Source organism: Rhodanobacteraceae bacterium (assembly GCA_016713135.1).
Classification (GTDB): domain Bacteria; phylum Pseudomonadota; class Gammaproteobacteria; order Xanthomonadales; family SZUA-5; genus JADKFD01.
In genome coordinates this window covers 32,932-45,730 of sequence record JADJPR010000017.1, presented here as the reverse complement: position 1 = coordinate 45,730, position 12,799 = coordinate 32,932, and the positions used below count along the sequence as shown (strand labels likewise).

At 68.2% G+C, this 12,799-nt stretch carries 11 protein-coding genes; 8 read left to right on the top strand and 3 right to left on the bottom strand.

Translation table 11 applies throughout. The annotated features are described in order from the left end of the window. Positions 1-11 precede the first annotated feature (11 nt). The 5 genes from IPK27_13850 (at position 12) to IPK27_13830 (ending at position 5,959) form a co-directional block, all read left to right on the top strand. A complete protein-coding gene (locus tag IPK27_13850; GenBank protein MBK8068664.1) occupies positions 12-482 on the top strand; it encodes a tryptophan-rich sensory protein in 471 nt (156 codons plus the stop codon). A gap of 57 nt (positions 483-539) precedes the next feature. After that, on the top strand, positions 540-1,610 hold the full coding sequence (locus IPK27_13845; GenBank protein MBK8068663.1) for a DUF898 domain-containing protein: 1,071 nt from the start codon (positions 540-542) through the stop codon (positions 1,608-1,610). Next, the gene (locus IPK27_13840; protein MBK8068662.1) at positions 1,607-2,635 is read left to right on the top strand and encodes a M48 family metallopeptidase; all 1,029 of its coding nucleotides are present in this window, start codon (positions 1,607-1,609) and stop codon (positions 2,633-2,635) included. The genes IPK27_13845 and IPK27_13840 overlap by 4 nt, the downstream gene beginning before the upstream one ends. A 97-nt stretch (positions 2,636-2,732) precedes the next feature. Further along, positions 2,733-3,299, top strand: a complete 567-nt coding sequence (locus IPK27_13835; GenBank protein MBK8068661.1) for a sigma-70 family RNA polymerase sigma factor — start codon at positions 2,733-2,735, stop codon at positions 3,297-3,299. After that, a complete protein-coding gene (locus tag IPK27_13830; protein MBK8068660.1) occupies positions 3,299-5,959 on the top strand; it encodes a serine/threonine protein kinase in 2,661 nt (886 codons plus the stop codon). The genes IPK27_13835 and IPK27_13830 overlap by 1 nt, the downstream gene beginning before the upstream one ends. Before the next feature lie 41 nt (positions 5,960-6,000). Here IPK27_13830 and IPK27_13825 read toward each other — a convergent pair whose 3' ends face one another. The 3 genes from IPK27_13825 to IPK27_13815 form a co-directional block, all read right to left on the bottom strand. Then, a complete protein-coding gene (locus IPK27_13825; GenBank protein ID MBK8068659.1) occupies positions 6,001-6,723 on the bottom strand; it encodes a hypothetical protein in 723 nt (240 codons plus the stop codon). 154 nt (positions 6,724-6,877) lie between these two features. Beyond that, entirely contained in the window at positions 6,878-8,140 is a 1,263-nt protein-coding gene (locus IPK27_13820; protein ID MBK8068658.1) for a HAMP domain-containing histidine kinase, read from the bottom strand. A 16-nt stretch (positions 8,141-8,156) separates the two neighbouring features. Next, the gene (locus tag IPK27_13815; GenBank protein MBK8068657.1) at positions 8,157-8,840 is read right to left on the bottom strand and encodes a response regulator transcription factor; all 684 of its coding nucleotides are present in this window, start codon (positions 8,838-8,840) and stop codon (positions 8,157-8,159) included. Between the two features lie 417 nt (positions 8,841-9,257). Between IPK27_13815 and IPK27_13810 the strand changes: the two genes are divergently transcribed. The 3 genes from IPK27_13810 to IPK27_13800 all read left to right on the top strand — a co-directional run bounded on the left by IPK27_13810 (position 9,258) and on the right by IPK27_13800 (position 12,655). Next, positions 9,258-10,274: a 3-oxoacyl-ACP synthase III gene (locus tag IPK27_13810; GenBank protein MBK8068656.1), complete on the top strand. Its 1,017-nt coding sequence runs from the start codon at positions 9,258-9,260 to the stop codon at positions 10,272-10,274. 105 nt (positions 10,275-10,379) lie between these two features. After that, a complete protein-coding gene (locus tag IPK27_13805; GenBank protein MBK8068655.1) occupies positions 10,380-11,573 on the top strand; it encodes a TMEM43 family protein in 1,194 nt (397 codons plus the stop codon). A 266-nt stretch (positions 11,574-11,839) separates the two neighbouring features. Next, the gene (locus IPK27_13800; GenBank protein ID MBK8068654.1) at positions 11,840-12,655 is read left to right on the top strand and encodes an alpha/beta fold hydrolase; all 816 of its coding nucleotides are present in this window, start codon (positions 11,840-11,842) and stop codon (positions 12,653-12,655) included. Positions 12,656-12,799: the final 144 nt, after the last annotated feature.

The window sequence follows — 12,799 nt, the reverse complement described above, 5'->3', positions numbered from 1 at the left end:
GAATTCCATCCATGCACCCGAACCGTTCCCGCTGGTGGCTGATCCCGTGGGCGCTGCTGCCATTCGCTGCAGCACTGACCGGCGCTGCGTTTCCGCCGGATGCCTGGTTCGCTGCGCTGGCCAAGCCTGCCTGGCAGCCGCCGAACTGGCTGTTCGGGCCGGTGTGGACCACGCTGTACCTGATGATCGGCATCGCCGGCGGGCTGGTCTGGCTGCGCGGGCCTTCGCCGGTGGTGCGCGGCGCGCTGACGGCCTGGTGGGTGCAACTCGGCCTCAATGCGCTGTGGACGCCGGTGTTTTTCGGCGCGCAGGCGCTGGGTGCTGCGCTGGTGGTGATCGGAGTGCTGTGGCTGGCCATCGTCTGGACCATCGCGCGCTGTTGGCCGATGTCGCGGCTGGCCGCGGGACTGCTGCTGCCCTACCTGGCTTGGGTCAGTTTCGCCACGGTGCTCAACGCCTCGTTGTGGTGGATGAACCGCTGAACTTCGGCGCGGTACGCGGGTATCCTGCGGGAATCCCGCCGGAGGGTGCCTGACCCCGTGCACCACACCCTCGCCGAACGCGCGGCCACCGAGGTTTCCGTCGAGGACGCGCAGTCCCTGCCCTTCCGTTTCAGCGGCCGCACGGACGAGTATTTCCGCATCTGGATCGTCAACCTCGCGCTGACCATCGTCACGCTGGGGGTGTACTCGGCCTGGGCCAAGGTGCGCAGCGAGCGCTATTTCTACGGCAACACTTCGGTCGGCGGCACCCCTTTCGAGTACCTCGCCGAGCCCCTCGCCATCCTCAAGGGCCGCGCGATTGCGGCGGTGCTGCTGCTGGCTTATGTGGGCTCCTCGCAGATCTCGCCGCTGCTGAACCTCTGGGTGCTGGCGCTGCTGGCGCTGCTGTTCCCGTGGATGCTGACGCGCTCGCTGGCCTTCCGCGCGCGCTATTCGGCCTGGCGCAGCATCCGTTTCGGCTTCGACGGGCGCTACGGCAGCGCCTTCAAGCTCTACATCTGGTATCCCTTCCTGACCATTTTCACGCTCTACCTGCTGTTCCCGATCGTGGCCCGGCAGCAGGCCGAATGGATGGCCAATCACCACCGCTACGGTGGCACGCCGCTGCGTTTCCAGTCCGATAACAGCCAGTTTTATGCGATCTACCTGCTGGCCACGGTGTGCGCGGTGGGCGTGGGCTTCATGATCGCGATCCTGATGGGCTGGGCAATGGACCTGATGCGCATGCTCGACGCCGCCGGCGCCGAGTCGGTGCTGGCGCTGGTCGGCGGCGTGGCCTACCTCGGCATGTTCGCGATCGGGGTGTATGTGCGCGCCTCGGTGGCCAACCTCATGTGGAACGGCATCGAAGTGGGCGGCTGCCGTTTCCGCAGCACGATTTCGGGATGGGAAATGGCCTGGCTGTTCTTCACCAACACCCTCGCGATCATCTGCACCCTGGGCCTTGCCTACCCCTGGGCACGCATCCGCGTGGCGCGCTACCGCGCCGAGCATCTGTACTTCGTGCCGATGGGGGATCCGGACCAGTTCTTCGCCGACGCCGCCGGCAATGCGCCCGCCTTCGGCTCGGAAGCCGGCGATCTGTTCGACGTGGACATCAGCTGGTGAACTGGGCCAACGGTTTCCTCTACGACGGCGTCACCTCGGCACAGACCCTGGTGCGCTTCGGCGTGGATGCGCCGGGCCGGTTGCTGATCGAGCACGCGGAAGGCGTGGAGATCATCGAGGATGCCTCGCGCGTGCGCGTCGGCAGCCGCGTGGCAAATACCCGGCGCACGCTGTGGCTGGCCGACGGCCGCCAGATCCAGAGCGACGACAACGACGCGATCGACCGCATGTTCGCCGCGCGCGCCGGCGTAGAGGCCCTGGTGCACCTGCTGGAAAACCGCTGGCAAGTGGCGCTGGCCAGCGTGGTCGCCACTGCGATCGCGGCCGTGATGCTGGTGTGGTTCGGGGTGCCGTGGGCGGCCGACCAGGCGGCGGCGATGGTGCCGATGTCCTGGGAGCGCGAGGCCGGCGAGCACACCCTGGCGGCGCTGGAGGAATTGGGTTTCGAGCCTTCCGAGCTGCCGCAGAAGCGCCAGGACGAGCTGCGCGCGGTGTTCGACCGCTTCGTCACCGAGCTGCCCGAGGCGCGCGATTACCGCATCGAGTTCCGCAACTGGATGCTGGGGCCGAACGCCTTCGCGCTGCCCGGCGGCACCGTGGTGTTCACCGACGACATCGTCGGCCTGTTCGCCGACGACGCCGAGTTCCTCGCCGTGCTGGCGCACGAAGTCGGCCACCTGGAACACCGCCACGTGATGCGCACGGTGATGCGCGGCGCGTCCATCGCAGTACTCACCGCGGTGGTATTCGGCGACGTCGGCAGCGCCAGCTCGGTGATCGTCGCCGTGCCCACGACGCTGGTCTACAGCGCCTACTCGCGCGAGTTCGAGCGCGAGGCCGACCAGTACGCCTTCGCCGCACTGAAGCGCCGCGGGATGAGTCCGCTGGCCTTCGCCCGCGTGATGCGCAAGCTCGACGATGCCGCGGCGAAGGCGGCCGGCGAGGCGGACGAGGGCGACTGGTCCTACCTGTCCTCGCACCCGGACACCGCCGAGCGCATCGAGGCCGCCGAACGGGCGCAGTAGGGAACTTCGGGCGGCCGGCAGGCGTCATTGCGTGCCAGAGCCGCGTATCGGCTACTGTGGGCATACTTGCGCAGCACCGCTGCTTCCCGTGCAATCCATGGCCGACGCAAACGTCACCCAACTGCTGAGTCGCTGGCGCCAGGGCGAGAAGGCCGCCGAGGCCGAGTTGCTGGACGCCATTTACCCGGTGCTACGCAAGCTGGCGCAGCAGCGCATGTCGCCGGCGGACGCCCAGGCACTCGCGGCCACCGATCTGGTGCATGAGGCCTACATCAAGCTGATCGACCAGCGCGGCACCGATTTCCAGAACCGTGCGCACTTCTACGCGATCGCCGCGCGCCTGATCCGGCGCGTGCTGATCGATCAGGTGCGTGAGCGCCAGGCGCAGAAGCGCGGCGGCGACCAGATCCACGTCAGCCTCAATCACGCGCTCGACGCCGACTCGCCCGAGCGGGTGGCGACCGATGACCTGATCGACATCGACCGCATGCTCGGGCGCCTGGCGCGTATCCGCGAGCGCGCTGCGCGGATCGTCGAACTACGCTACTTCACCGGACTGTCGCTCGAGGAGACCGCCGAGGTCTGCGCGATCTCGCTGGCCACGGCGAAGCGCGAGTGGGCCTTCGCGCGTGCGTGGATGCAGGACCAGCTCGGGACGGGCTGATGGGTGCGGAGACCGACCAGTGGCGGCTGGCGGCGGAACTGTTCGATCAACTGGTCGACCTGCCTGCCGACACCCGAGAGCGCAAGTTGACCGCGCGCTGCGGCGGAGACGCCGCACTGGCACAAGCGGTGCGCCGGTTGCTCGCCGGGCACGAGCGCGCGTTGGCTTCGCACACCGGCGACAGCGGCCGCAACGCGGCAGTTGACCAGGCGCTGCGCGTGCTGGTGGACACCGGCGACCTCGCTGCCGGCACCCAGGCCGGGCCGTTCCGGGTGCATCGCGCGCTCGGCGCGGGCGGCATGGGCCAGGTGTACCTGGCGGAGCGAGACATCGACGGCCGCACCCAGCGGGTCGCGCTGAAGGTGCCGCGCGCCGACCGGAATCGGGAAGCCGCAGAGCGATTCCGCCGCGAGCGCGCGATCCTGGCCACCCTGCAGCACCCGGCCATCGCGCGGCTGATCGATGCCGGCGAGCTGGCCGATGGGCGTCCCTACCTCGCGATGGAGTACGTCGAGGGGCGCTCGATCATCGATTACTGCCGCGAGGAGCGGCTGGACCTGGCGGCGCGCATCCGGCTCGTGGTCGCCGTGCTCTCCGCCTTGCAGCACGCACACGAACGGCTGATCCTGCACCGCGACATCAAGGCCGCCAATGTGATGGTGGATGACGCCGGGCAGCCGCGACTGCTCGACTTCGGCATCGGCAAGGAACTGGATGCGGCACCGACGCAGTCCACTGTCGACGGCATGCGCTACTTTTCGCTGGCGAGCGCTGCACCGGAGCAGATCGCCGGCCATCCGACCAGCGCCGCGACCGATGTCTATGCCGCCGGCGTATTGCTGTACGAGCTGCTGGCCGGCAACCCGCCCATCCGCTTCGACGGACTGGCCGCGCACGCTGCACTGGAGCGCGCCCTGCATGAGGTGCCGCCACTGGCCAGCGTCGCGGTCGCCGCGCTGGGCGCGGATGTGGCCGCGGAGCAGTCGGCCGAGCGGCGCCTGCGCCCGCCCGCCTGGGCCACGGCGCTGCGCGGCGACCTGGACCAGATCCTCGCGCGCGCTCTGCGCAAGGAACCGCAGGCCCGCTACACGACGGCTGATGCCTTCGCCGCCGACCTGCGTGCCGTGCTGGAATTGCGCCCGATCAGCGCGCGCAGCAGCGAGCGCGGCTACCGCATCCACCGCTTCCTGCGGCGGCACGCGCTGGCGGTGACACTGGGCGCGATGCTGGCGCTGTCGCTGGCCGCCTTTCTGACCCTGACAGTGCTGCAATCGGCGGCGCTGCGGCGCGCGCGCGACACGGCCGAGCAGCGCCGGGCACAGGCCGAACAGGTGACCCAGTTCGTCAAGCAGCTGTTCCGCCAATCGGATCCGCTGGTCGCGCGCGGCCGCGACCTCAGCGTGCGCGACCTGCTCGACCGCGGCGTCGCCGACCTCGAGAGCGCGCGCATCGACGACCCACTGGTGCGTGCCGAACTGCTGGAGACCCTGGGCGACATCCAGCTTGCGCTGAACAACTTCGAACCGGCCTACAGCCTGGCCGCGGAGGCCCTCGCGCTGCGCGGCGGCGATTCGGCGGCACTGACACGCAGTCGCGAACAGATGGCCCGCATGGAGGCGGCCCGCGGCAACTACTCGGCGGCAGTCGAGCAACTGCAACTGGTGTTGGGTGCGCGCAGCAGCGCGCCGCTGTCAACGCTGGACGACACCACGCTGGCGCACCGGGCGATGCTCGCCGCGGCCCGGCTGGGCCAGGGCGTGCCGATGGACGAGTCGATTGCGGTGTTCACCGCGCTGGTTGAAGAGCATCGCAGGCGCTACGGCGCGGCTGACGCGCGGACCCGATCGGTGCTGCGTCGCCTGGCGATGAGCCTGGGCGCTGCGGGCCGCACCAATGAGGAAAGCGCCATCATGCGCGAGCTGGACGGCGACGCGCCGCTGGCGGACGGCGCCCTCGACCCGTTGCAGGCAAGCCTGATGCTCCGTCGCGCGCGCCTGGCTCGCGATGCGGGCGACTGGAACCAGGCCCGCGCCCTGGCCAGCCGGGCGCTCGAAATCAACCGCGAGGTCTACGGCGAGGCCGACGAACAAGTTGTCGCCAGCCTGGCGCTGCTGGCGTCGATAGCGGGGCGCGCCGGCGACCTGGCGCAGGCGCAGGTCCATCACGAAGCAGCCGTGGCGAGCGCGGACCGACTGCCGGCGAACTCGCCGCTGCGCATGCTGGCGCATCACAACTACGGGACCTTCCTGGCCGAGCGCATGCACGATCCGGCCGGCGCGATACCGCATTTCGAGACCAGCGTGGGAATCCAGGAACAGTCCGGCAAGCCGCAGAGCGTCAACCTGATGCTGGGCTGCATCGCGCTGGCGCAGGTGCTCGCCGATGTCGGCCGCCGCAATGACGCGCTGCTACGGTTCCGGCAGGCGATGACGATCGCCGAATCGCTGGGCGACAACGCGGTGCGCACCCGCGCCAAGCTCGCCGCCGAAATGGAATGCCTGGACCCGCCGGGCGCGCGCGCCGAGGGCGCGCCCGGGCGCCTGCAGCACGCGATCGCGCTGTTGCAGGCGAATGATCCGGAAGACCTGTCCCTGGGCCGGCTGCTGGCCTGCCGGGACGGGCGCCCTCGTTCGGACCGGAGTTCCACCGCTCCGCACTGAGGGTGGGCGTTCTGGCCTGCGTCCGATGCCAACCGGCGCTTTCAGGAACCGGCGCGCCAGCTGGTGCGCGCAACGGTGGACCCATTGGCATTGAGGTGCCGAAGCAGGGACACGCGGTAAGACCCTGGGTAGATCTGACGCATGGACCTGGGCGTGGTCAGCAAAGTGACCGAGTTGCGACTGATCTTCACCTTCTTGCCGTCCTCCACCCAGATCGTGAATGGGGTGCTCAAGAAGGGCGCCGCCGTATCGCTCTTGCAATCCGGGAGCGGCAGGGTCGCGATCGGCGTGGCGGGAAGCTGGTTCGCGGGATTCGCCAGGCTCCAACCACGCGGGACCGTGGGCAGCAGGTCGACCACCAGCGAGCGCGTGCCGTTGACCTGCGCCGCAGTGAAGACCAGGACGGTCGACGGTGTATCGCGGGAGTCGGAATAGTATTCGAGCTCCGCAAAACTGATCTCGCGATCGATGCCTGGCGCTTCAGTGGGCCAGCTTCCGCACAAGTCCACACTGACCGTGTCGGCTGGATAAGGGAAAGCAAGGATTGCCGGCGGCAGAGGTGCCGATTGCGCCTCTTGCGGTCCCGACACGTCCACCCGGCATTCGGCTTCGCCAAGGGGAACGATGACGGAGTATTCGAGGTAGGTTCCGTCGCATTCGGCAGCCTGGAGCGGACCCAGCGCCAACCCGCAGCCACCTGCCAGCAGCGCTAAACCATACAAGGCGGAAGGAATGATGGCGGTCTTGCGGCGGCTGAAGGTCATTGCGGCGTTCTTCTGAGACGGGATTCCCTGCGGGGGCGCTTTGTAACCGAATGCACTCGAGACAGCAATGCCGGCGCGTCAAGTGGCCGAAAAACGCCATCGGGTGGCGTCGCCGGATTGCCGGCGTTGCCCGGCCCAGCGCGCATTGAGAGGATCAGCCGAATCGCAGGGAAGCCCGCGCCCCGCCCTCAGGCCGCGGCTCCAGGTCCGCCGTCCAGCCGTACAGCGCGCACAGGCGCTTGACGATGGCCAGGCCCAGGCCCGCGCCGTTGGTGCTGCCGGCGCTGCTGCCGCGCACGTGGCGCTCGAACAGCTCCTTGGCCTCGTTGGCCTTGATCCCGGGGCCGGTGTCTTCGACGATCACGCCGTCCGCGTCCACCCGCACCCGCACCTCGCCTTGCTTGGTGTACTTCACCGCATTGCCGACCAGGTTGTTCAGCACCACCGCGATGACGGCCTCGGGGGCGGCCACTTCGGGGTGCGCGTTCACTTCGAGGATCAGCGCGACGGGTTTCTGCCCGATCTGCGGGCGCTGCGACTCGACCACCTCGGCCGCCACCTTGGAGACATCCGTGGCCTCCCCGTCCTGCGGCCCCTGGCGCTCGCTGCGCGAGAGCAACAGCAGGGCGGCGATCAGTTCAGTCGACTGCTTGGCCGCGCGCTCGATGCGCTGCAGGCGCTCGCGCATCTTGTCGCTCAGCTCCGGACTGCCCATCACCAGCTCGGTGGTGGTCTTGATCACCGCCAGCGGCGTGCGCAACTCGTGGCTGACGTCCGAGTTGAACTCGCGGTCGCGCTCGACCAGCGCGGTCAACTGGCCGGCGTAGTCGTCCAGCGCGCCCGCCAGTTGGCCGACTTCGTCGTCGGCGAAGTGCGGCGCCAGCGGCTCGTGTCGACCGCGCCGACTGATGCCTTCAAGGCGTCGCGCCAGCTCCGCCACCGGCGCCATCACGCGCGAGGATGACCAGAAGGCGATGACGAAAGCGAGGATCGAAAAAAAGGCGACCGCCACGGCCAGCGCGCCGATCAGCAGCTTGCGCCCGCGCTCCTCCTCGGTGATGTCGTACTCGAGGAAAAACCAGACATTGGCGTCCTTGCGCACGGCCAGCTTGTAGGTGACCGGCCCGTTGGCGCCGGTCTCGGTGATCCGGTGCACGCCATTGGGCAGGCGCTGGCGGTCGAAACTCTGGTTGGCGAAGCGGTTGGGCCCGACCACCCGGCCGCGGATCTTGGAAAACTCGAACAGCGAAGGGCCATGGCCGTCGCGCTCCTTGTACCAGGCGTTGGCGAAGGCATCGAGCTCGGCGCTCAGGGTCTCGCCGATCAGGTTCTCCTCCAGATAGCCGCGCAGGAAGATCGCGGCCGCCGCGAACAGCACCGTCAGCGCCGTACCGAACAGCGCGATCGCGATGACGATGCGGCTGCGGAGGCGCTTACGATGCCGCTTCGGGGTCGACGAGGCGGTAGCCAATGCCGTGGCGCGTCTGGATCAGCGGCTTGTCGAAGGGCTTGTCGATCGCCGCACGCAGCGTGTGGATGTGCACGCGCAGGGAATCGCTGTCGGGCAGTTCCTCGCCCCACACCCGCATTTCCAGCTCCTGACGGGTCACCACCGAGGGACTGGCTTCCATCAGGCACTGCAGGATCTTCAGCGCGATGGGATTCAACTGGATGTTCTTGCCCTGGCGCCCGACCACCAGCGTGTCCAGGTTGTAGCTGAGATCGGCCACCTGCAGCACGCGCGCCTGCTGCGGTTTGGAGCGGCGCACCAGCACCTGGATGCGCGCCTCCAGTTCCTGCAGCGCGAAAGGCTTGACCATGTAGTCGTCGGCGCCGGTCTCGAAACCCGCCAGCTTCTGCGGTAGCGCGTCGCGCGCGGTCAGCATCAGCACCGGGGTGTGCTTGCGCGCTTCCTGGCGCAGCTTGCGGCAGACCTCGAGGCCATCCATGCCGGGCAGCATCAGGTCGAGGACGATGCACTCGTAGTCGTTGACCACGGCGAGATGCAGGCCGGTGATGCCGTCGCCGGCGAAATCGACCACATTGCCGCGATCGGAAAGGTAGTCGCCAATGTTGCTGGCGATGTCGGGATTGTCTTCGATGACGAGGATGCGCATGGACGAACTCTACACCGGGAGGCAGGCGGGCATGCGTTGGACCGGATCCGGCAATGTCGGGTTCCTTCGCCAGAAGCTGGGCAAAAGAAAGCCCGGGTGGCGTTTCATGGGGGAATCCGCCGTGCCCGGGCTTCGAAAGTGCTGCCCCGATTACCGATGGTGCCCTGGAGCGAAGCCCCGAACACCACGATGAGCCAGACGCTAGCGGAGCGAGTGTTAGATCAGGGTTAAGTGAGAGTTTCCCGGGCGTTAAGCAGCGCACCGGGTCCGGCGCTGCCATGCGCCTTCGGGAGCCTCACGCCGAGCGGATCGAAGGCGCCCCGGTCGCCACGGAAAACGCCCCTCGGTGCCAGAAACTTGCGCGCACCACTGCACTACCGTACCTTTCCGCTTCTTTATCGCAAGACGCCCTTCCGCATGCGCTTCAAGCACGTCGCCATTGCCTCCGTCGCCCACGTCGACGCCCCGAATCGCCTGAGTTCGGCGGAGATTGCGGCGCGCCTGCGCCCGTCGATGGAGCGCCTCGGCCTGCGCGCCGATCTGCTCGAAGGGGTGGCCGGGATCGAGGCACGCCGGGTGTGGGACGAGGGCACCGAGCCCTCGGATGCTGCGGCGCTGGCGGCGGAGAAGGCGCTGGCCGAAACCGGCCTCGATCGCGAGAAGATCGGCATGCTGGTCAACACCTCGGTCTGCCGCGACTTCCTGGAACCGTCCACCGCCAGCATCGTCGCCGGCAAGTTGAAACTCCCGGAGCACTGCCAGAACTTCGACGTCGGCAATGCCTGCCTCGCCTTCCTCAACGGCATGGACATCGCCGCGCACATGATCGAGCGTGGCGACATCGAGTACGCGCTGATCGTCGACGGCGAATCCAGCCGCTTCATCACCGAGAAGACCATCGAGCGCCTGAGCCAGCCGACGGTCACCGCCGAGCAGTTCCGCGAGGAGTTCGCCTCGCTGACGCTGGGCTCGGGTGGCGTGGCGATGATCCTGGCGAATGCCGACCTCTACCCGGATGGCCATCGCTACCTCGGCAGCGTGTCGCGCTCGGCCACCCAGTTCTCGCGCCTGTGTGCCGGCAACATCGACCGTATGGTCACCGACACCCGCACCCTGCTGGTCGAAGGCCTGAAGCTCGCCGGCAAGACCTTCGCCGCGGCGCGCCAGATGTTCGGCTGGGCGGTCGGCGAGATCGACGAGTTCGTGATCCACCAGGTCAGCCGCGTGCACACCGAGGAACTGGTCAAGATGCTCGGCATCGACCCGCACAAGGTGCTCACCATCTTCCCCGAGTTCGGCAACATCGGCCCGGCCTCGCTGCCGACCGCACTCAGCAAGCTCAAGGACACCGGCCGCCTGGTCAAGGGCAAGCGCGTGGCCCTGCTCGGCATCGGATCGGGGCTGAACTGCTCGATGGCGGAAGTGGTCTGGTGAGGCGGTGAAAAGTGAAAGGTGAAATGTGAAGGGGTGGTGGTTGCCGCTATTCTGCTTTCCTTTCACTTTTTACATTTCACTTTTCGCTGCTCCGCAGGAGCTTCCATGCCCGTCACCGTGACCGAAAACATCTCCTGGTGGAGCCGGCTGAAGTCGTCCTTCGTCGGCTTTCTGCTGTCCTTCGTGATCGTGATCGGCGCGCTGGTGTTGCTGGCGTGGAACGAGCACCGCACGCTGAAGAACTTCAAGGGACTGAAGGCGGCGGGCGAGACGGTGCAAATCGCCAGCGCGGATACCGTCGATGCGGCGATGAACGGCAAGCTGGTGCACATCAGCGCCGAGGTCAGCAGCGAAGAGACCGCGCAGGACCCGGAGTTCGGGGTCGAGGCGCCGGCGCTGGTTCTGCGGCGTTCGGTCGAGATGTACCAGTGGAAGGAGAAGTCGCGCACCGAGGAGCGCGAGAAGCTGGGCGGCGGCAAGGAGCGGGTGACCACCTACACTTACGAGAAAGTGTGGGACGACCAGCCGATCGACTCCGACAGCTTCAAGGAGAACGGGCACCGCAATCCGGATTCGATGCCCTACCGCGACGAGAAGTTCGCGGTGTCCGATGCGCGCATCGGCGCCTGGCGCGCCGACGACACCATCCTCGATGCACTCGACGGCCAGTCGCTGGCCCTGGCCGAGGCCGGCGAGTACCCGGACGGCTTCTGGCTGGCGGACGCCAACACGCTGTACCGCGGAAACAGTCCCAAGTCGCCACAGATCGGCGATGTGCGCGTGCGCTACTCGGCGGTGCCATCGCAGATCGCCTCGCTGGTGGCGCAGGCCGACGGCGAGGGCTTCAAGGCCTGGACCAGCCCCGTGGGCACCGAGATCTACCTGGTTGAGCCGGGCCGGAAGGACGCCGCCACGCTGGTGGCGCATGCGCAATCGAGCAACAGCGTGCTCGGCTGGATCCTGCGCGCGGTCGGTTTCATCCTGCTGTGGGTGGCCTTCGGCATGATGCTGAATCCGCTACGGACGTTGGCCGCGGTGCTGCCGCCGCTGGGCAAGCTGGTCGGCACCTTCACCGGCATCGTCGCTTTCCTGCTCGCGGCCGTGCTCGCCAGCGTCACCATCGTGCTCTCGTGGATCCTGGTGCGACCGCTGTGGACGGTGTCGATCGTGCTCGCGATCGTCGTCGCGGTCGCCATGTGGAGCCGCAAGAGCGCGAAGGCCCCCGCCGCCGCCCCGGCGATGGCTTTTGGCCCACCGCCGATGGCCCCGCCGGCGGGGCCGCCACCGCCGCCGCGTTGAGCCCGGCAGAAGAGGTTTGGGGGCTGGGGTTGGTGTAAGGCGCGGAGCGAAAGGCAGGCGATCCGCGGACGGCCGACCTTCCAACCCCCACAGCCCTGTGATCTGCGCAACAATCGGCTTCCCGCCCCTTCCCCGCCAGCCTCGCATCCGCCACACTGCGCGCCCTTTTTCCCAGCGACTCCCGCACCGTGCCCAATGCCCAAGCCCAGGCCCTGATCGAGGGGCTCGGATTCACCCCGCGCCACTTCACGCGCGATGGCCTGTCGATGCATTACCTCGACGAGGGACAGGGCGAGCCGCTGGTGATGGTGCACGGCAACCCGAGTTGGTGCTGGCTCTATCGCGACCTGGTCGCCGCGCTGAAGCCCGACTACCGCTGCGTGGTGCCGGACCACATCGGCATGGGCCTGTCCGACAAGCCGGACGACAGCCGTTACCGCTACACGCTCGACTCGCGCGTGGCCGATTTCAGCGCCTTCCTGGACAAGGTGGTCCCGAGCGGCCCGGTGACCCTGATCGTGCACGACTGGGGCGGCGCGATCGCCAGCGCCTGGGCGGTGCGCAACCCGGAACGCGTGCGGCGCATGGTGGTGTTCAACACCGCCGCCTTCCCGATGCTCGACGGCAAGCGCCTGCCACCCACCCTGAAGCTGGTGCGCAACACGCGCCTCGGCGCCTTCCTGGTCGAGCGCTTCAACGCCTTCGCCGCTGGCGCCGCGCGCATCGGCAGCGTGCGCGGGATGTCGGCCGCCGCACGCGCGGCCTACACCGCGCCCTACGACAACCCGGTCTCGCGCCGCGCCACCCTGCGCTTCGTGCAGGACATCCCGCTGAGCGAGGGCGATCCGGCCTATGCCACCATCGCCGCCACCGGCAAGGGTCTGCAGATGCTGGAAGGCAAGCCGATGCTGATCATGTGGGGCCTGCGCGACTTCGTGTTCGACCGCGACTACTTCGACGAATGGTGCGCCCGCTTCCCGCGCGCCGAGGCCATCGCCTTCGCCGACGCCGGTCACTACGTCATCGAGGACGCCGGCGACACCATCCTGCCCAAAGTGCGCGAATTCCTCGCACGCACCTGATGAGGCAAGCCCGGGCCGGTTAAACGCGGAGACGCGGAGGGCACGGAGAAGAGCGGAAGCGTCATGGTCGGCTCTTCTCCGCGTCTTGGCGTCTGCGCTTTGCATCGGTCCCCGCATCCAACTGGCCCGAGCGCGCCAGCCAGA

Excerpts from the sequence above, each read along its gene's own strand:
- IPK27_13850 (MBK8068664.1), top strand. The coding sequence starts at position 12 with ATGCACCCGAACCGTTCCCGCTGGTGGCTGATCCCGTGGGCGCTGCTG.
- IPK27_13835 (MBK8068661.1), top strand. The coding sequence starts at position 2,733 with ATGGCCGACGCAAACGTCACCCAACTGCTGAGTCGCTGGCGCCAGGGC.
- IPK27_13830 (MBK8068660.1), top strand. The coding sequence starts at position 3,299 with ATGGGTGCGGAGACCGACCAGTGGCGGCTGGCGGCGGAACTGTTCGAT.
- IPK27_13825 (MBK8068659.1), bottom strand. The coding sequence starts at position 6,723 with ATGACCTTCAGCCGCCGCAAGACCGCCATCATTCCTTCCGCCTTGTAT.
- IPK27_13815 (MBK8068657.1), bottom strand. The coding sequence starts at position 8,840 with ATGCGCATCCTCGTCATCGAAGACAATCCCGACATCGCCAGCAACATT.
- IPK27_13810 (MBK8068656.1), top strand. The coding sequence starts at position 9,258 with ATGCGCTTCAAGCACGTCGCCATTGCCTCCGTCGCCCACGTCGACGCC.
- IPK27_13805 (MBK8068655.1), top strand. The coding sequence starts at position 10,380 with ATGCCCGTCACCGTGACCGAAAACATCTCCTGGTGGAGCCGGCTGAAG.
- IPK27_13800 (MBK8068654.1), top strand. The coding sequence starts at position 11,840 with ATGCATTACCTCGACGAGGGACAGGGCGAGCCGCTGGTGATGGTGCAC.